General features: G+C 67.4%; 15 protein-coding genes. 9 read left to right on the top strand and 6 right to left on the bottom strand.

Annotated features, from left to right (window positions below; genetic code table 11):
- Positions 1-40: 40 nt before the first annotated feature.
- Positions 41-802 (top strand): 3-hydroxyacyl-CoA dehydrogenase, encoded by a 762-nt coding sequence (locus tag ACWESM_RS29960; protein WP_355074129.1) that lies wholly within the window; start codon positions 41-43, stop codon positions 800-802.
- 1,078 nt (positions 803-1,880) lie between these two features.
- Here the strand turns inward: ACWESM_RS29960 and ACWESM_RS29955 are convergent.
- The gene (locus ACWESM_RS29955) at positions 1,881-2,642 is read right to left on the bottom strand and encodes a bestrophin-like domain (protein WP_452494608.1); all 762 of its coding nucleotides are present in this window, start codon (positions 2,640-2,642) and stop codon (positions 1,881-1,883) included.
- A 1,058-nt stretch (positions 2,643-3,700) separates the two neighbouring features.
- Here ACWESM_RS29955 and ACWESM_RS29950 point away from each other — a divergent pair.
- From ACWESM_RS29950 to ACWESM_RS29930, 5 genes are all read left to right on the top strand, one after another.
- Positions 3,701-4,813 carry a hypothetical protein gene (locus ACWESM_RS29950; protein WP_452494606.1) on the top strand — a complete coding sequence of 371 codons (1,113 nt, stop codon included), beginning with the start codon at positions 3,701-3,703 and terminating at the stop codon, positions 4,811-4,813.
- Between the two features lie 358 nt (positions 4,814-5,171).
- Complete coding sequence (locus ACWESM_RS29945) at positions 5,172-6,437, top strand: cytochrome P450 family protein (protein WP_355074441.1); 1,266 nt, start codon at positions 5,172-5,174, stop codon at positions 6,435-6,437.
- A 168-nt stretch (positions 6,438-6,605) separates the two neighbouring features.
- Complete coding sequence (locus tag ACWESM_RS29940; RefSeq protein ID WP_452494604.1) at positions 6,606-8,024, top strand: hypothetical protein; 1,419 nt, start codon at positions 6,606-6,608, stop codon at positions 8,022-8,024.
- A 134-nt stretch (positions 8,025-8,158) separates the two neighbouring features.
- Positions 8,159-9,034, top strand: coding sequence for a DUF4231 domain-containing protein (locus tag ACWESM_RS29935; RefSeq protein WP_364426605.1), 876 nt, complete (start codon positions 8,159-8,161; stop codon positions 9,032-9,034).
- Positions 9,035-9,343: 309 nt separating this feature from the next.
- Positions 9,344-9,727 carry a VOC family protein gene (locus ACWESM_RS29930; protein WP_355074122.1) on the top strand — a complete coding sequence of 128 codons (384 nt, stop codon included), beginning with the start codon at positions 9,344-9,346 and terminating at the stop codon, positions 9,725-9,727.
- Positions 9,728-9,844: 117 nt separating this feature from the next.
- Here the strand turns inward: ACWESM_RS29930 and ACWESM_RS29925 are convergent, their stop codons facing one another.
- The 3 genes from ACWESM_RS29925 to ACWESM_RS29915 all read right to left on the bottom strand — a co-directional run bounded on the left by ACWESM_RS29925 (position 9,845) and on the right by ACWESM_RS29915 (position 13,883).
- Positions 9,845-10,276 carry a hypothetical protein gene (locus ACWESM_RS29925; protein WP_364426599.1) on the bottom strand — a complete coding sequence of 144 codons (432 nt, stop codon included), beginning with the start codon at positions 10,274-10,276 and terminating at the stop codon, positions 9,845-9,847.
- Positions 10,277-10,413: 137 nt separating this feature from the next.
- A complete protein-coding gene (locus tag ACWESM_RS29920) occupies positions 10,414-11,994 on the bottom strand; it encodes a serine hydrolase (protein ID WP_452494669.1) in 1,581 nt (526 codons plus the stop codon).
- 167 nt (positions 11,995-12,161) lie between these two features.
- Positions 12,162-13,883, bottom strand: a complete 1,722-nt coding sequence (locus ACWESM_RS29915) for a GMC oxidoreductase (protein ID WP_397277988.1) — start codon at positions 13,881-13,883, stop codon at positions 12,162-12,164.
- A gap of 187 nt (positions 13,884-14,070) precedes the next feature.
- Between ACWESM_RS29915 and ACWESM_RS29910 the strand changes: the two genes are divergently transcribed.
- Both ACWESM_RS29910 and ACWESM_RS29905 read left to right on the top strand, forming a co-directional pair.
- Positions 14,071-14,769 (top strand): TetR/AcrR family transcriptional regulator, encoded by a 699-nt coding sequence (locus ACWESM_RS29910; protein WP_452494600.1) that lies wholly within the window; start codon positions 14,071-14,073, stop codon positions 14,767-14,769.
- A 52-nt stretch (positions 14,770-14,821) separates the two neighbouring features.
- A complete protein-coding gene (locus ACWESM_RS29905) occupies positions 14,822-15,808 on the top strand; it encodes an NAD(P)H-dependent flavin oxidoreductase (protein WP_397277984.1) in 987 nt (328 codons plus the stop codon).
- A 5-nt stretch (positions 15,809-15,813) separates the two neighbouring features.
- Here ACWESM_RS29905 and ACWESM_RS29900 read toward each other — a convergent pair whose 3' ends face one another.
- Complete coding sequence (locus ACWESM_RS29900) at positions 15,814-16,008, bottom strand: hypothetical protein (RefSeq protein WP_355074114.1); 195 nt, start codon at positions 16,006-16,008, stop codon at positions 15,814-15,816.
- A gap of 34 nt (positions 16,009-16,042) precedes the next feature.
- Positions 16,043-17,362, bottom strand: coding sequence for a family 1 glycosylhydrolase (locus tag ACWESM_RS29895; protein WP_364426586.1), 1,320 nt, complete (start codon positions 17,360-17,362; stop codon positions 16,043-16,045).
- A gap of 462 nt (positions 17,363-17,824) precedes the next feature.
- On the opposite strand from ACWESM_RS29895, the gene ACWESM_RS29890 reads away from it, so the two are divergent.
- Positions 17,825-18,283, top strand: a complete 459-nt coding sequence (locus ACWESM_RS29890; protein ID WP_452494597.1) for a nitroreductase family deazaflavin-dependent oxidoreductase — start codon at positions 17,825-17,827, stop codon at positions 18,281-18,283.
- The last annotated feature ends 45 nt before the right edge of the window (positions 18,284-18,328 follow it).

The following is an 18,328-nucleotide window of genomic DNA, read 5'->3' as shown; positions in this document are numbered from 1 at the left end:
TTTCGCGCTGTCGTTCGACAACCCGGAGAAGAGGAGTGGGATGGAGATCAGCAACTCGGTCGCGGCCGTGACCGGTGGTGCGTCGGGACTGGGCTTGGCGACCGTGCGGGAGCTGCACGGCAAGGGAGCGAAGGTCGTGATCATCGACCTGCCGTCGTCCTCCGGCGAGGCCGTCGCCAAAGAACTCGGCGACGGCGTGGTCTTCGCGGCGGCGGACGTCACGAACGAGGAGCAGGTCACGGCGGCCCTCGACGCCGCGCAGGAGCTGGGCGATCTGCGGATCGCGGTCAACTGCGCGGGTATCGGCAATGCCATCAAGACCGTGGGCAAGAACGGGGCGTTCCCGCTGGCGGACTTCACCAAGGTCGTCAACGTCAACCTGATCGGCACCTTCAACGTGATCCGGCTGGCCGCCGAACGGATCGCGAAGACCGATCCGGTGGGTGAGGAGCGCGGTGTCATCATCAACACCGCGTCCGTGGCGGCCTTCGACGGCCAGATCGGGCAAGCGGCGTACTCGGCGTCCAAAGGTGGAATCGTCGGCCTGACCCTGCCGGTGGCGCGTGACCTCGCGGCCATCAAGATCCGGGTCGTGACCATCGCGCCAGGGTTGTTCCACACTCCGCTGTTCGCCACGCTGCCGGACGAGGCCATCGCGTCCCTCGGCGCTCAGGTCCCGCACCCCTCGCGCCTGGGCGACCCCAGCGAATACGCCGCGCTCGCGCGCCACATCGTGGAGAACCCGATGCTCAACGGCGAGACCATCCGTCTCGACGGCGCCATCCGGATGGCGCCCCGCTGAGGTGTGCCGGAGGGACTCCGAGTAGTGAGGACGGTGCGGGTGCCGGTTGTTTCGGCACCCGCACCATCCTTGCGCGGATCGGAGATCTAACGGGTTCGTCTGGGGCCGGGTGCGAGGCGGATACCGACGACGGTGATGACGGTGACCACCAGCACTGTCATCAGCCTCATGAGGTTCCAGACGGCCGGGTCGGGGGCCGGTTCGGCGGGTTGGATGTCCCGTCCGCGTGTCCGGTTCTGTGGGGCAGGGCGCGGCTCGGGTAGGGGACGTTCGGCCTGCGGCGGTATCGGTGTAGGGGCAGCTGCGGGAGCCGGAACGATAGGGAGTTCCGGGGCAGGCGGACCGAGTTGGAGGGGGCTCATAGGCGGGGGCGGGGTGGTGGGAAGCAGCAGAAGACACGTCAGCACTGCGCTGCCGGTAGCGGCACTGCCTGCGGCGGCGCTGCCCACGCCCGATCCACTCGATCCGGGGCCTATGAGACCAGGTACGAGGGAGCCGAAACCGCTGCCGGTCGCGAGCCCGAGCAGGAGCAACGCGCTGCCCGTCACGGCGCTGCCGGTGCACGCCAGCTGGACGCTGCCGGTGTCGACTCCCGGCGTCGCGGCCGGTCGTTCCGCCGTGACGTCCGAGTGGGGCGCCGGGCGTGCCGCGCCGCCGGTTTCCGCATCGCCGGTGGCGAGCGGACCGCCGCGAGCGCCGGCGGTCCCGGCGCTGCCGGTGGCGACGAGGCCGGCGCTGCCGGAAGGCAGCCGAATCGGGCCGAGACTCAGGGACCCACCGGACGTCTCACCTTCGGCAGCGGCGCTACCGGACGATGTGGCGGGGCGGTCGCTGGAACCACCGCCCGCGAAGGCGCCCACCGGCTCGGATCCGGTCCCCGCACTCCCGGTGGCGAGGTCGCCGAAAGGCGGCCACGGCGGTGCCTCCGCCGATGCTTCCAGCGGTTGGGCCACGAGTGCCGCTATGGTCAGGGGCAGCATCGCAGCGGCCAATCCCTTGGCCATTCTCGGTGTTCGAGATGTGTTTCGCTCGCGTCGCATGTGCAGTCGCCTCGTCGTAGTCGGAACCGGCCGGAAGATCACGTCGTGTGCTGGTACCGGGACAGTGCGAGTTCGAAGGCCTCCTTCGGGACCACGTTCCCACCGGAGAACGGCTCGTCGAGGTTGTAGATCGCCCGGATCACCACGCCGACGATGGCGCCGAGCAGCGCGGTTGTCACGACGGTGCGCTTGGTGACCTGGACGCCGGAGAGGACCACGCTGAACAGCAGCAGGACCGTGCAGATCCACATGGCCAGGTAGAGGAAGCCGGGAACGCGGTAACCGGCGTCCAGCGCGCGATCGGCACGTGCCTGCGCCACCGCGTCGAGGCTGGTCAGCGCACTGGTGCGAAGTGTGTCGACCTCGGGATCGGCCGGATTCACCACGGCAACGGCGTCGCGCAGGGTATCGAGGGTGTCCTGGGTGGATTGACTGAGATGACCGTCGTCGGCCATCACGGCCCATTCCGCGGTGAGAACCTGCTCGGTGTAATCGCGCACCAGTCCTTGGATGCGCGTGTGGTCGGGTTCGGGCATCCTGTGCGCGGCCCAGTAGGTGTCGATGAGCGATTTGGCTTCGGCGATGGTGTGATTGCGCGCGTTGTCGTACTGCTGCCAGGCGATCACGACGATGAACGCCACCACCGCCATGAAGATCGTGTTGATCAAGTTGAGCACCAGCGCGCCGACGGTGTCGTCGTCGGTGTGCCGCCATGCCTTCGGATGTAGGCGATCCCCCGCCACGAAGACGACCACCGCGACCAGTGCGGTGAGAGCGGGCACGAGAAACTCGAAGGCCATGCGGGGACTCCATTCTGTCTGAGTGGTTCTCGCGACCGCCGCGTCGGCGACGTACCGCAGCGCTTGTCGCACTACGGATTCGATGAATTCCGGGCATCGCCGTGTCCGAGGTCGATCGATGCGCCTGCGCTCAGCGGTACTGCGGCGACCTGGTCATCCCGAGCGAATCATGCTCGGATCGGAAAGCTCTCAGCGCTGCCGACGAGACATCACGCGATCCCGCGAGCCGGTCGAGACGCTCAGCGGGTCGCGGCTACCAGGCGAGCCGGAATTGTCCCGACAGGCGTTTCGATGGTCATGCGTGGCCCTCACCCCCGAGATGGATACCGAGACGATCGACGAGCACGCTGTCGATGGTCTGCGTCTGTTCGGATCTGATCAGTGGTGCACAGCAAAGCGATAACACGACACGACGCCGATACGGACCAGGCGCCGTCGAATTGTCCTATCCAGCAAATCGGTTCGGACGACACCGATGGTAGACCGCGAATACGCCTGCGCGTGGGAAATTTTCGGAATGCCTCGCCGCAATTCGTCCAGGACGCGGCGCGGACTGCTGCGGTCGGTCGCCCCGGACTACGGTGACCGGTGCCGACCCCGGGTCAGTGTTGTGCGAGGAAGTTGCTGCTGTGCAGCCGAAGGGTGCGTGATCCGCGACTTTGCCGATCACCGAACGATGCCGGCAAGCACCCCGTATCGGCTGCACGCCTGCTGGAGTCAGCGCAATAGTGACCGCTGTGCCGGGTCTGGTGGGCGTTGGGTTCGTCCGGTGCTTTTGTCGCGGTAGTCGCCGCCGTTCGGGGCTCGCATCGAAGCATGGGGTTAAGCCATTGGCACACAACAGGTCCCGGTCCGCAGTGGCTGGCCGACTCGGCCACCGCAGCACCTGCCGCGACGGCGAACGGCTTCGGAAACGTTCATCCGCTGGTCGATAGCGTGGGAACATCAGGGGGTGCGGGATTCCGGCGTGTCCGTGTACGCTTGCACAGCTACCGATCGGCGTAACGGGAATGCTCCCGGGTCGCGGATCGCGCGTCCAGACAACAGAAGAGCCACAGATGACCAGATACGCGCATTATGTCGGCAGCCTGCCTGCCGAGCTGATGACGGGTGATCGTGCCGTCATGCAATGGTTTGCCGACCACAGCGAGGGACGGCCGGTGACCGCCGTGCCTTGCGATCTCGATCCGGACTGGATTCTCGACTATCTGCGCACGCGCAAGCAGCATGCCGACGTCTTCGAGATCGTCCGCCCCGGCGAGTACGCCGACTACAGCGACTTCCCCAGTTACGGCCTGAGATCCGGGCGCACGTTGGAGCCGCGGCACGTCTCGATGGACCGGGTCGAGCGGATCGGCCAGGTCGTGGACACGTTCGAATCGCTGCGGAGCGACCGTCCGGAGCTGGCCGGAACGAAAGTCCAGATCAGCCAACCCAGTCCGCTGGATCTGGCGATGTTCGTCTTCGCAGGCGCCGCGGTCTCCGGTGGGCTTCCCGTCTGGCCCGCCGTGCGGCGCTCCGGGCTCGTGGTCGGCGCGCTTCGGCAGCTGCCGGTGTTCACCGAAGCGGTGATTCAGGAGATGACCGAGGTCGTCGAACGGTACGGTGACCGCGTGGTCTGGCAGCTGGAGTCGCCGATCGCACTGCTGAGCATGGTCAAGGCCGAACGACTACGTTCGCAGTGGGTCCTGGCACCGCTCGTCGCGCGGCAATTCGCTGGTTTCCTCGGCCGGATGCACCGAATCGGCGCGGAAGCGATCGTGCACCTGTGCTACGGCGACTATCAGCACAAGAGCCTGCTCACCCCGCGCACCCTCACTCCGGCGGTGAAGCTGCTCGGCCGCACGGCACGGCTGCTGCGTGAACAGGGCACACCACTGCCGCCGGTGCACATCCCGTGCGCCTACGGCGCCGAGCCGGCGCCGCTGGACCCGCGGTTCTACGCACCACTGCGCAAACTCGATCCCGACTGGAAAGTGATCGCCGGTGTCGTCTCCCCGGACTCCGAAGAGGACAGCGCCCGCGCGCTCGCTCTCTTCGAGCAAGCCGCCGGACGCGAGGCCTACGGTGTCGCCACCGCCTGCGGACTCGGCCGATGCACGGTCGACGACGCGCGGCAGGCGGCCGCGACGACGGTTGGCCTGGCCGGCGGTGGGGGACCCGAACAGTGATCTGCCGTGCGGTAGCCGACCGCGCGTGACCGCAGGGGAGCGGCGACGCCCCCCAGGTGCGGAACACGACCCGGAGCCGATGCGCGGCGACCGGATCGTGCGCTCCCGACCAGCGCCTACAGCGTGCTTTCGTGCCGAAATTCGGCGAATTGCCTTGTCCCGACGTGCCTCTCGGCCGTATGTCGGCGCCGCCTTCGTCAGCGGAGGGATCGGAGCGTTGCTATGTTGCTAGCGTATGCGGGTCGCCGAGCTCTGGACGACAGGTCCCGGCAGGCACGTGTACCCGCTCACAGATCACTTTCGTCGAATTGCAGTTCCATTACCTGGAGTCACGTTCTTGACCACACCACAGTCCCCGATGGCCGCGCCGCACACCACTGGAACCGGAGCGTGCCCCGTCCAGCACGGACCCTTGACGGAAGCGGACGCCCCGCGCGTCCAGATGTATACGAAAGAGTTCGTCACCGACCCGCACCATGCCTACCGCGAGATGCGGAGCAAGCACGGCTCGCTGGTTCCGATCGAGCTGGCGCCCGGCGTTCCTGCCACCCTGGTGATCGGCTACCAGACCGCGGTGCGCATCCTCAGCGATCCCGACCATTTCCCGGCCGATCCGCGCACCTGGCAGAAGACCATTCCCGACGATTCTCCGGTGCGGCCGATGATGGAGTGGTATCCGGCGGCACGGTACAACACCGGACTCGCCCATGATCGCTACCGGCATGCTTCCGTCGACGCCATCGACGGGATCGATTTGTTCGACGTGCCTACCACGGTCGAACAGATCGCCGTCCCGTTGATCAATGCGTTCTGCGCGGACGGATCCGCCGATCTGGTCACCCAGTACGCGTTTCCGCTGGTCCTGGAAGTCCTCAACCAGATGGTCGGCTGCCCGGCCGAGATCGGCGAGCGAGTCGCCACCGGTATGGCCGCGCGCTTCGACACGGTGCGGGGGCCCGAGGGCATGAAGATGCTCAAGGATGCGCTGATGCAGCTGATCCGGCTCAAGCGCCAACATCCCGGCGACGACGTCACCTCGCGGCTGGCGCACCACTCGACCGAACTCGACGACATCGAGATCTTCGCCCAGCTGATGAGCTTCTACGGGGCCGGATTCGAGGCGCAGCGCAATCTGATCACCAACGCCGTGCTGCTGATGATCACCGACGACCGGTTCCGCTTCGGTGACGTCCTCGGACGGAACCTGTCCACCACCGACGCGCTCGACGAGGTCTTGTTCAACGATCCGCCGATGGCGAACTTCTGCACGACATACCCGCGGCAGCCGATCATGGTCGACGGGGTCTGGTTGCCCGCGGACCAGCCGGTGGTCATCAGCCTCGCCGGGTGCAACAACGATCCTCAGATCCGTGGGACCGACGAGCCAGGTGGCAGTCGTATCGGCAATCGTTCCCATCTGGCGTGGAGTGCGGGTCCGCACGCGTGCCCGGCGAAATCCGTCGCCTACATGACGGTGCAGAACGCCATCGACCAGCTGTTCGACGCTCTGCCGGAAATCCAGTTGGGCAAGGCCGAACTGCAATGGCGGCCGGGACCGTTCCACCGGGCACTGATGGCCTTGCCGGTCGTCTTCCCGAAATCCGCGCCGGTCCGCGTCATATAGGCCCGGCCGATAACGAATGTGTCTTCACCGGCTCGGGTCCATACTGGTGCTCGCCGGTGAAAGCGGCTGACATGCCCGGCGATATCGCCGGCGCGACAGGCGCAGCCATCGGTATACGGATGTTCGTCGGCACAGGGGCGGGACGGTACGCCAGCGGTGGTCAGCGGAATGAGCGGCGGCGAGTTGTACGCTCGCGTCCGGGGCGAGGAGACCGCGTCGCTGCGGTCGGCGGCTGGAAACGCCGTTCGATTCGTGGCGGCCGTGGCGGCTGTTGTCGTGGTCTGGGCTCGCGGGCCGCAGCTGCTGGCGGCCTGGGTGCCCGCGGTGGACCTGTCGACGTGGCGGCAGCTGGTGCTGTTTCCGCTGGCCGTGCTGGGGGTGGGGGCGTTCGCCGCCGGTGCGGAGGCCGTCACCGACGCATCGCAGGGGTTGCGGGCGCGATCGCTGCGGCGACGCGTGGACCGTGATCCCGATCAGATCGCCATGCTGGTGCCGCCGCTGGACACGCACATGGCCACGGTGCAGGAGGTCCGAAGTCACGGCGCGGCCGCGAGCCGACGGTTGCTCTGGGGCGTGGTGCCGGTCGCGCTGTTCGTCTTGGTCCTGGTCTACGGGGTGACCGTGGAGGAACCCGACGGAACGCAACGTCCGGCGCCGGAACTGGAGCCTGCCGTCCTCGGCCTGATGGTCCTGTCGGCGGCGGTATTGCTGGCATCGGTCGCGCTGCGGTGGCGGCGTTGGAATGCGAGCCGGACGGTCGAGAAGTGGTCGAAAGACCCCGCCTACAGCGCCAGGATCAGCCCGATCGGCCCGGACCCGACTTGGTCTCGCGCGAGCGAGATTCCGGCGCTCACCGTGCGGTTCACCACCCCGCCGCGGGGCGGGGGAGACCTTCGCGAGGTCTCGCCGCGGTCGAATGTGATCGGCGCGAAGCCGGTACAGATCGCCTATCTGCGCCTGTTCGACAATCGGGCGCGCGCCCGGGAATTCCTGCGCGGCGCGTGGCGCGAGTTCGGGTATGTGCATCTCCTGCGCAGCGCCGCGTCGGTGAGTCCGGAGGAGGTGCGAGACGTGCGCAGGCGCAATGCCTTCCGCACCATGTTCGTGGCGTCACCGCGCATGTTGCGCGAAGAACTGGCGAAACACTCGGACGTACCGTTTCCACCCGGACGCAGGCGGCTGCTCGGGGTGACCGATCTGGCGGTCAAGGTCCGCGACCCCGCGGGCAGCTATCCCGTTCGCTCGATCCTCTGCCACGCCAGCTTCTGGCAGGCGGCGGTGGACACACTGCTGTCCCGGGTCGACTACGTCGTGCTCGACCTCGCCGGATACGTGCCGGCGAACGCGGGAACACGATTCGAGTTGCAACGTGTGATCGACCGCTTTCCCATTGCCGAAGTCATCTTCCTCTGCGACAAGCGGAGTGACCGGGCGTTCCTGAAAGCGCAAGTGCTCTATCACTGGTCGCGAATGGACAGCCGCTCACCGAATTCCGGCACCACCCCGCGGACGGCCCGGATCGCCGTGACCGACGGTCATCGGGCCGCCACCCGGTATCTGATGGCGGATCTGCAAGTCCGTGGTTGATGTCGCGAATGCGTGGTCGGGAATGGCGATCGGCGATGGTCGACTCGTAATTCTAAAGCAGCGCAAAAGGATTCGATACGGACCTGTCGCCTGTTACGCTTCGGCCATGTCGGTTCGAACGCGTCCCGCGGCCCGTGCGGCAGGCTGACGACTACCCCGGGCTGTTCCAGTCCGCGGACACGGCGTCGCTGTACGGCCAGAAGTTCTATCTTCGCGCCTACGGAGCTCGGCTTTGGCTGGCCGTGGTGGCGGCGGCGTGCGCGGCATTCACCATACGCGTCGGCGCTTCGGGCACCGATATCGCGGCCATCCTCACGGCGATGGCCTTCGTCGGAATCCTCGCGGTCGATGTGGGCGTTCTGCGCGGACGTCCGGGTAAGTCCTGGTACGAGGGTCGCGCGCTCGCCGAATCGGTGAAGACCTTGACCTGGAAGTACGCGGTACAGGGTGCGCCGTTCGTCGGGACGCTGTCTCCGGGCGAGGCCGATCGGATGTTGATCGAGCGACTCATGCTGCTGCGTCAGGATATCTCGGCGCTGGCGTTGCGGCCGACCACCGCCCCGGCCATCACCGATCGCATGCGGCGGCTGCGCTCCGCACCGTTCGACGAACGGCGCCGCGTCTACTTGAACGACCGCATCCGGGAACAGCAACGGTGGTACGCGGGAAAATCCGGATACCACCAGCGCAGGTCTCAGTTGTTCGGCACGCTGGCACTCGTTTTCGAGGTCGCGGGTGTCGCGGGAGCGCTGGCGAAGGCGTTCAACGCGGTGAACTTCGATCTCGCAGGCATTTTCGCGGCGGGGGTGGCGGGCTTGGCCGCCTGGTCGTCGGCCCGTCAGCACAGTACCGGCGCCGCCGCCTATGCCGTCGCCTCGAATGAATTGAGCATCGTCGCCGAGGTCTTGGAACAGAACGACACCGAAGCCGCTTGGGCCGACGCCGTATCCGATGCCGAGGAAGCGATCAGCCGCGAACACACGCTCTGGCGAGCCTCGCACGGCGAATGACCTGCGTGCACGACGGTGCCGCATCGATCGGACATCGGATGATCCGGCGTGGCTGCCGGATATGCCAGGCGTGGGCGCTTACCATGATCAAGCTGTGTGACGTGGCGGCGTCGCATGGCGAACGGGGAAGCGGCCCGTCCGGCGTGTTTCGTAGCGCCGGGCGGGCCGTTTGCGTTCGGCCCGGCCTGCCTTCGGCCCGTGTGATCCGTCGCAGCGGCGACGGGCGCGGGGCTCGGATGTACCGCCCGCGTTTGCCGCCGAGCGGCGCGGGTAGGCAACGACGAATGGCATAGGTCTGGAGGTCGGAATATGGCATCGAACAATGGGGTCGGACAGTTGCGCAGCGTCGTGCTGGATTGCCCTCAGCCGCGCAAACTCGCCAGGTTCTATCAAGAGTTGCTCGGGGGAGATCTGCTCGAGGACGATGACGACGACTGGGTGGTGCTGGTCGAGGCATCAGGTCGGCGCATCGCGTTCCAAACGGCGCCCGACTACCAGCCCCCGCGCTTCCCGGATCCCGAGGGGTCACAGCAAGTACATTTCGACGTCCTGGTGGACGATATCGAGCAAGCCGAGCCCGCTGTGCTCGCGTTGGGCGCGACACTCGTGCAGGACGAAACCGATGGAGCCTTCCGTGTTTATGCCGACCCGGTGGGGCATACGTTCTGTCTGGTGTTGCTCCCGGACGAGTAGAACTCCATCCGCGCCCGGTCCTGCCGCGCCGGAAGCGATCGCGCCATATGCGGCGGATGTCTTATCCGGGTGGCGGGCCGGGCCACGGCGGTACCGATCAGGCGGGCATGCTCCAGTTCATTCGGGCGGGGCCGGGTGCCGGATGTCATCGGCCACCGAACCGCCCGCGACATCGGCCGCCACACCGATTTCCTCCTCGTAGCGGTGCGCGGCGAGTACCTGGTCGCGGTCGTCGGTGATGTCCTGGAGCTTTCGGTCGTCCTCGGTGCCGGTGGCCTGGGTCTCCAGGACTCCGGCATCGGTGTCGGGCTCCTCTTCGGCGAGCCGGTCGCCGAGCGGTCGAGGATGAGATTGCTCCCACTGCGTCACGCCGTACTTCGTGACGCCGCTCCAGTGCTCCGGTGGGTCCATTCCGGCCTCGAGCGGGTCGGAACGCAGCCGATCCTCGTCCAGATCCTCGGCGCTGCTGAGGGCCGCCGCATCGGTCTCGACCGCGTCGGGCGCGCCGGTGTCCTGCGGCGGGTCGTATGTCTCGTTCGGTTCGGTCATCGCTGCCTCCTCTCCTGCATTCAGCGACTTCCCGCAACGGTGGTCGGCAAACCCCCGGGAAACGGATGGACGGCGTCCGCGACCGGCTGCGGGCCGTGCGCCGGAGCCCGGGGTCGCGGTCGGGGTGGGCGCGACCGTCACCGTCGGGTGAACACGCCGAGGTGTTCGGTGTCGTAGTACTCGAGGGTGAGTTTGTTGCCGTCGAACCTCGCCTGGGAGACCGATCCGTGCGGGGCGTTCTCGCCGGGAGGCGTGAAGACGAAAGTGTCGCCGTTCCAGTGCTTCAAGGGGAAGGTCATGTTGTTCGGGCCCAGGGTGAGCGTGAGGAATTGATCGGTGGCGCTGATCGTCGCCGGTCCGTAGTAGGCGTTGTCGTAGGTACCCGCGTATGCCGCCGCCGGTCGCGCGGGTGCGGGGTCGGCGGGCGGCTGTTTGCCCGCCAGCGCCCCGGCCGGTGCTCCGAGCGGCTGGAACGCCGTTCGATACAGAGTGCGCCAGTCCTGCTGGACCTCCCCGAACTGCACCAGGTCGGCGAACTCCGCGTTCAGCGTCTCCGGCACGCCGATCGGGGCCGCGTTGGTGAGCGTCACGATGCCGACGTCGGCCGAGGGGATCAGGGTGAACGCGGTGGCCGCGCCGAGGCCGAACGCTCCCGAGTGACCGAGCACGACGCGGCCCGCGGCGGAATCACTCACATTGAAGCCGAATCCGTAGAACCCGGCCCGCGCGTCCGGCGTTTTCGGTGGCGCCGACACGGCTTGCGGAGAGATTGCGGGCAGCAGATCCTCCGATGGCACCAGGACCGAGCCTCCGGCGGAGCCGTCGGCGAGCACCATCGTCATCCATTTGGCCATGTCGGTCACCGAGGAGCTGACGCCGCCCGCCGGGGACTGCGCGTCCGGTTGGCGCTGTGGGTTCGCCGGCTCGTACTTCCCCTCGATCAGCACGTGCCCCTCCGCGCGGTTCGCGCGGGACACGAAGTCGGTGTAGCGGGAACTGGTCGAATTCATGCCGAGGGGACCGTAGATGGTCTGTGCGGACAACGTCTCCCAATCGGTTCCCGCCGCGGTGGCCACGGCGACGGCGGCCGCGGTCAGCCCGAAATTGGTGTACTCGTAGGAATCGCGGAACGTGCCCAGCGGCAACAGCCGAAGCCGGTCGAGAATTTGACCGCGGTCGTAGCCGAGATCCTCCAGCAGGTCGCCCGCGTGATCGGGCAGTCCGGAGCGATGCGCGTACAGATCCCCGATCGTGACGTGCTCGGTGACGTAGGGATCGGCGAGGGCGAAGGACGGCAGCAGCCGGTGCACCGGAGTGTCCCATTCGACGCCTCCCGCGGCGATCCGGCGGGCGACGACCGTGGCCCCGACCGGCTTGGACAACGACGCCAGCTGGAAGACCGTATCCGGGTCGACCTTCTCGTCGGTGACGACGTTGCGAACGCCGAATCCCTTGCTGTATACGACCTTTCCGCCGTGAACGACGGCGACCGCCATGCCGGGAACCCCGGAGGAGGCGAACAGGTCTTCCGCGAGCCGGTCCAGCTCGCCCAGGGCATCGTCGATCCGGCCGTCCGGTATCGGCACACCGGCGATCCGGTTGGGCAGCACCGCGGAACTGGACGGTGCTCCCGCTCGCGTGGAGTCCGCTCCGTCGCCGCCGCACCCCGCTATCGCGAGGATGAGGACCGTCGCCATCGCCACGGGGCCGAGCAACATGCGCCGCAGTGTGCTCACGGATCGCCTCCTGGCTGTCGCAGCGACAAAAGACCAGATAAAGGCTAGTTGAGGCGAGATTGCTGCGCGGTCGGTTCGGGTTTTCGCGGCGACGGGCCCCGCACTCGCCCGCCGCCGTCGAATCCCGGCAGATCAGACCGGCGGCGGAGCTATCCGGCGGCGGGCGTCTCCCGGATCTCCACGATCGGAAGCACCAGCGCCGCGGGCGAAGTCGCCGGAACCGCCGGATTCACCGGTGCGATGGGAGCGATACGCCGGTATCCCGTGCCCACCGGTGGGCGGGCGTCCACCTCGCCCTTGTTCGGCCAGTACGCCGCCGCCCGCTCGGCCTGCGCGGTGATCGTCAGCGACGGGTTGACGCCCAGGTTCGCCGAGACCGCCGCCCCGTCGACGACGCTGAGCGTCGGGTAGCCGTACACGCGGTGGTAGCCGTCGATCACACCGTGCTCGGCATCGGCCCCGATCGCCGCGCCGCCCAGGAAATGGGCCGTGAGCGGGATGTTGAAGATCTCCCCCCAGCTACCGCCCGCGATGCCGCCGATCTTCTCCGCGACCCGCCTGGTGACGTCGTTGCCCACCGGAATCCAGGTCGGATTGGGTTCGCCGTGGCCCTGTTTGCTGGTCAGCTTGCGGCCGAACAGGCCGCGTTTGGTGTAGGTGGTGATCGAATTGTCCAAGTGCTGCATGACCAGCGAGATGATGGTCCGCTCACTCCAGTTCTTCGTGCTCAAGAAGCTGAGCAGGTTCATCGGGTGCCGCAGCACCAGGCCGAGGAAGCGCAGCCAGCGCGGGATCCGGCCACCGCCGTCGACCATGAGCGTCTGCAGCAGCCCCATCGAGTTGGAGCCCTTGCCGTAGCGGACCGGCTCTATGTGCGTGTCGGGAGTGGGATGAATGGACGAGGTGATCGCGACGCCCTTGGTGAAGTCGGTGCCGGGGCGCACCTGCTTGGTCGCGGCGCCGACGATCGACTCCGAGTTGGTGCGCGTGAGCACGCCGAGCCGATCGGACAGGTTCGGCAGCACACCCTTGTCGCGCATGGCGAACAGCAATTTCTGGGTACCGCGCGTGCCCGCCGCGAGCACGACGTGCGCGGCGGTGAGCGTGCGAGGTTGCTTGCGAATCCAGGCGCCGGTACGAGCGGTGGACACGTCCCACGTGCCGTCCGGGTGCGGACGCAGTTCGGTGACCGTCGTCATCGGGATGACTTCGGCGCCCGCCTGCTCGGCCAGGTACAGGTAGTTCTTCACGAGCGTGTTCTTCGCGCCGTACTTGCAGCCCACCATGCAGTCGCCGCATTCGACGCACCCGGTGCGCTCCGGCCCGACGCCGCCGAAGTAGGGGTCGGGCACGGTCTTGCCCGGCTCGCCGAAGAACACGCCGACCGGCGTCTGCACGAAGGTGTCGCCGACACCCATGTCGTCGGCGACGGCCTTGAAGACCTCGTCGGCGGGCGTCATGTGCGGGTTCCGCACCACGCCGAGCATCTGCTGCGCCCGCTCGTAGTACGGGGTGAGTTCGTCGCGCCAGTCGGTGATGTCACGCCACTGCGGGTCGCGGAAGAACGGCTCCGGCGGCACGTACAAAGTGTTCGCGTAATTCAGCGATCCACCCCCGACGCCAGCGCCGCCGAGGATGAGGACGTTGCGCAGCGGATGGATGCGCTGGATTCCGTAGCAGCCGAGTGCGGGCGCCCAGAGGAACTTCTTCAGCTCCCAGCTGGTCTTGGGCAGTTCGTCGTCGGCGAAGCGCCGGCCCGCCTCCAGTACGCCGACCTTGTACCCCTTCTCCACCAGTCGAAGCGCGGTGACGCTGCCGCCGAACCCGGAACCGACGATCAGCACGTCGAAATCCGTCGTCCGCTGGTCCATGTGGAACTCCTCGATCGTGTCGCCAGTGACTCGGCTAACACTACTCCCGGGTAAGTAACGGTTCGCAAGTCGGCTCGAACCAGCCGATCACTCCGGTGATCAGCGGTGCCGGTGGTCGCCTGCCCCGGTTAAAGAGCGATGCTCTCAATAGTTGACAACGCTCTCGGATGCGCGCATCGTTTCTGTTATGCCGACGACACCCCGCGCCCGCGCCAGGGCCCAGACCATGAACGACATCGTCCGGATCGGGCGCGAACACCTGGCGACCGAAGGCGCCGCCGCCTTGTCCCTGCGCGCGGTCGCGCGTGACCTCGGCGTGGTCTCCTCGGCTGTCTACCGGTATGTCCGCAGTCGCGACGAGCTGCTGACCCTGCTCGTCGTGGACGGCTACAACGCCCTCGGCGACGCGGTCGACGAGGCGCTGGCCGAGGCCGGGGACGATCCGATCGACGGGCTGCGGGTTCTGGGTCGCACGGTGCGGCGTTGGGCACTGGCCGAACCCGCTCGCTACGGGTTGTTGTTCGGTACGCCGGTTCCCGGCTACGACGCACCCGCCACCGAGACCACCGCGCCGGGCACCCGGGTGATCGCCGCGCTGCTGACCCTGTTCGCTCAGGCCCATCGTGCCGGCCGACTGGCCGCGCCCGGTAAGGAGCCGCGGATCTCCGCGCCTCTCGCGGGCAGCTTCGCGGTGATCCGCGACGAGTTCCCGCTCGAGGTGCCCGACTGGCTGGTCGTCCGCGGCGTAACGTTCTGGGTCGGCCTGTTCGGGGCGGTGAGCGCGGACGTCTTCGACATGTACGGCATCAACACTTTCGCCGACCGCGACGAATTGTTCGAACTCCAGCTCGACGGACTGCTGGACATGCTCGGTTACCGCGGGTGACCACCCGCGGTGACCGGGCGGCCCGGCACTGTTCATGGCACGGTGTGCTGCGATGGAACTCGTGACGATGCCCGGCGAACAGTTCCCCGCACACGACGCGATCGCATGGGCGCACCGGATGGGTGCGCGCATTCCACTGGTCAATGCGCCGATGGGGGGTGTGGCGGGCGGACGGCTCGCCGCGGCGGTGACCGCGGCCGGCGGCCTCGGGATGATCGGGATGGGCAGTGCCGGATCGGTCCGGGCGCTGCAGCGGGAATTGCCGCACCTGCGTGGCATCGACGGCCCGTTCGGCATCGGCCTGGTCGATTGGGTGGTCGCCGGGGAGCCGCGACTGCTCGAGGTCGCGATCGAGGCGCGTCCCGCACTGATCTCGGTGAGCTTCGGGGAAGACTTGGGCTGGGCCGCCCGAGTCGCGGACGCCGGGATCGTCCCGGCCACTCAGGTGTACAGCGGGCAGGACGCGCGGCGTGCGCAAGCCGCCGGTGTCGGCGTCCTCGTGGCCCGCGGCGTGGAGGGCGGTGGGCACGGCGCCGTGAACGCGTCGCTGCTGCCGCTGCTGGAAGAGGTGCTGGACGCGGTAACGGTCCCGGTGCTCGCGGCGGGCGGCATCGGCGCACCGGGGGATCTCGCCGCCGTGCTGCGCGCCGGGGCCAGTGGCGCATGGCTCGGCACCTGCCTGGCGGCCTCCTCGGAATCGCTGCTGTCGGATGCGGGCCGTCGTGCTCTGATCGAGGCACGCGGCGACGACGCGGTGCTCACCCGCGCGTACGACGTGGGAATGGAATTGCCTTGGCCCGCCAGGTTTCCCGCGCGGGTGCTGCGCACCGGGTTCACCGACCGGTGGACCGGGCGAGAAGAAGAGCTCGCCATGGACGCGGCGGCCAAGCGCGCTCTCACCGCGGCGCTCGCCGCTGACGATCCCGCCGTCGCGCCGATCGACGCGGGGCAGGGGGTCGGCCTGATCACCGCCGTGGAACCGGCCGCGCGCGTGCTGGAGCGGCTGTGGGCGGGGGCGACCGGATCGGTCGTGAGCTGAGCGGTTCAGTCCTCGCTGCTGGTTCGCTCACCGAGATAGCGGATCAACTCGGGATCGGAAGAGACCAGGCGGTCGACCTCCTCTCCGCCCGTGCACTGGTAGAGGGCGACGGTGACCGAACCGGGCCGGCGTCCGGTGACCCGCCAGATTCCGCCGGAATCGGCCCAGCGCCGCAGCACCGCGACGGGATCGTCGGTCATCGTCCACCTCCACTCGATGGTGTGCCCCGAAGTGTCACCGCGGGACGGTGACCGGGTCGGAACAGCTGGCGGGCGCGTCGACGAAGGAACAATCCTTCGGCGCACGGGTCGGCCGGTAACCGGGCGCGACGCCGCCGGTCCGGGTGATGTCGGTGTATGCGGCCACCGCGTCCGTCGGCTTGCGCGTTAGGGCGGGATCGGTGAGGACGTCGACGGTGTAGAGGCCGAAACGTGGTGTGTAGGAGCCCCACTCGTAATTGTCGGTCAAACTCCAATAGTTGTAACCTATCAAGTTCATGCCGTCGTCCTTGGCTCGCTGGAGCCAGTAGACGGTGTCGCGGAGTGAGTCGGCGCGGCTGTATCCGTCCGCGCGGGGCAGGCCGTTCTCGGTGGGCATCCCGTTCTCGACTATGTAGAGCGGCTTACCGGGGAACTGACGCGCATAGTGTTGCAGCGCGTAGTAGATGCCTTCCGGCTGCAGCGGGTTCTTCCACAACTCCGTGAAACTCGCCGTGGCGGTGAGGCTGTCGGGGGAGAGGCCGTAGTAGTAGTCGATGCCGATGTAGTCGAGCTTTGTGTCGAGCCTGTCCACCAGCGGCTTGTTCACCACATCCTCACCGCCAGGGATGTAGGCGACATTGCTGGTCACCATGGCGCCCGGTTGTACCCGGTGGATGTAGTCGTAAATGCTGTTGTGCGCCTGGGCGATCCGGTCTTGCATCGCGGGCGCGGCCGCGGGCGAAAGTCCGCCGTGGCGCAGTTCGTTCAGCAGGTAGAAGGTCGGCTCGTTGAACGTCACCCACAACGGCTGGAACGGGGCGTAGCGATCGACGACCGCTCGTGCGTTGGCCAGCCAGTCCTCGACGAGGCCCGGGTTGTTCCAGCCCCCGCGGTCGACCGCCCAGCCCGGGTAGACCCAGTGGTCGATGGTGATCATGGGACGCATGCCGGCAGCCGTGATCGCGGCGACGACATCGTCGTAGAACTTCAGCCCCTCGAGGTCCCACTTGCCCGGTTCGGGCTGGAGGCGTGCCCACTCGACGCCGATGCGGTACACCTTCACGCCCAGATCGGCCGCAAGGGCGATGTCGGAGCGGTAGCGCGCGTAGAAGTCGATCGAATCCCGGTAGGGGTCGGTCGTTTTCCCGGACGCGACGTAGCGGGACCAGTTGCTGTCCGGGGCATGGCCTTCCGATTGATATCCCGACGAGGCGACGCCCCAGAGGAAATCCGGGCCCATCGGGGTGACCGCGGCGGGCGGCTCGGGGCGGGCGGCTGCTGGGGCGGCGCCTCCGAGCAGTACCGCGGCGACGGCCACCAAGGCGGCAGAGACATGGCGGCGGTGTGAACGCATCGAACTCCTGTTCCGAAAGGGGCTGATCCTCGTCGTCCTTCGGGTGCTCGAACCAGGGTGGGGGAGGACGGCACGGGGGACAGGGTAACTGGTCGCTTGTCCGTTTTCTCGAAAGTCGGGGAGGGGTGCGCTTCGAGTACTTGCGCGGAACGGAGTTGCGTGGAGGGCGATGTGGCGGAGTCCAAATAACATGTTGATACGTAGATATTCGCATTCAACTATGCATCGACCTCAAAGCCACGCAACACTTCCGTAACCACCAAACAGTCATGCGCCACAACTCCGCCTAGGACGAGACAGGCGGCGATCGCGAAGATCAATACTTCGCAATGGATATCGAAGACCGAGAGGCCGACTGTGCATAGATGTTGGTACGAGGTGTTAGATCTGTTGTAGAGCGCCTGCCAGCCTGCGAGTCGTACGGAGAGGTGTCCTGAAGTGGTGTCTAATCCGTTGCCGCGCGTGGCGAGACGGCTCGCTCAGCAGCGCTGGGTGATGCGGTCGGCGCCGGTCGTGCTCCGACTCGAGCGCGTGATCCGGCGGGTGAGCGACGGGCGAAGGGGTGTCCTGGATCTGGTGGGGTTGCCGTCCATCGAGGTCACGGTGCCGGGTCGGAAGACGGGGATCCCGCGGACCACGTCGTTGCTGTATGTGCCGCATGGTGCGGACTTCATCGTCCTCGGCTCGAATTGGGGGAGTGCCGAACATCCGGCGTGGTCGGCGAATCTGCGTGCCGCGCAGACTGCCTCGGTCCGGCACGAGGGTGAGCAGTTCCTGGTCGCGGTGCGTGAGATCGACGGTGTGGAGCGCAAGCCCTTCTGGGATCTGGCGGTCGAGTTCTGGCCAGGTTATGCCATGGAGTACGAGCTCTCCGGCGGCCGTGTGTTCCGGATCTTCGAGCTGCGCCGTAAATCCGGCTGAGGTGGCGTTGGTGGGGGGACGGGCGGCGCCGCGATGTCGGTGGGG

This window comes from Nocardia sp. NPDC003999, from assembly GCF_053604885.1.
The sequence above is the reverse complement of the archived record's forward strand: the minus strand, read 5'-3'. Positions and strand labels throughout refer to the sequence as shown.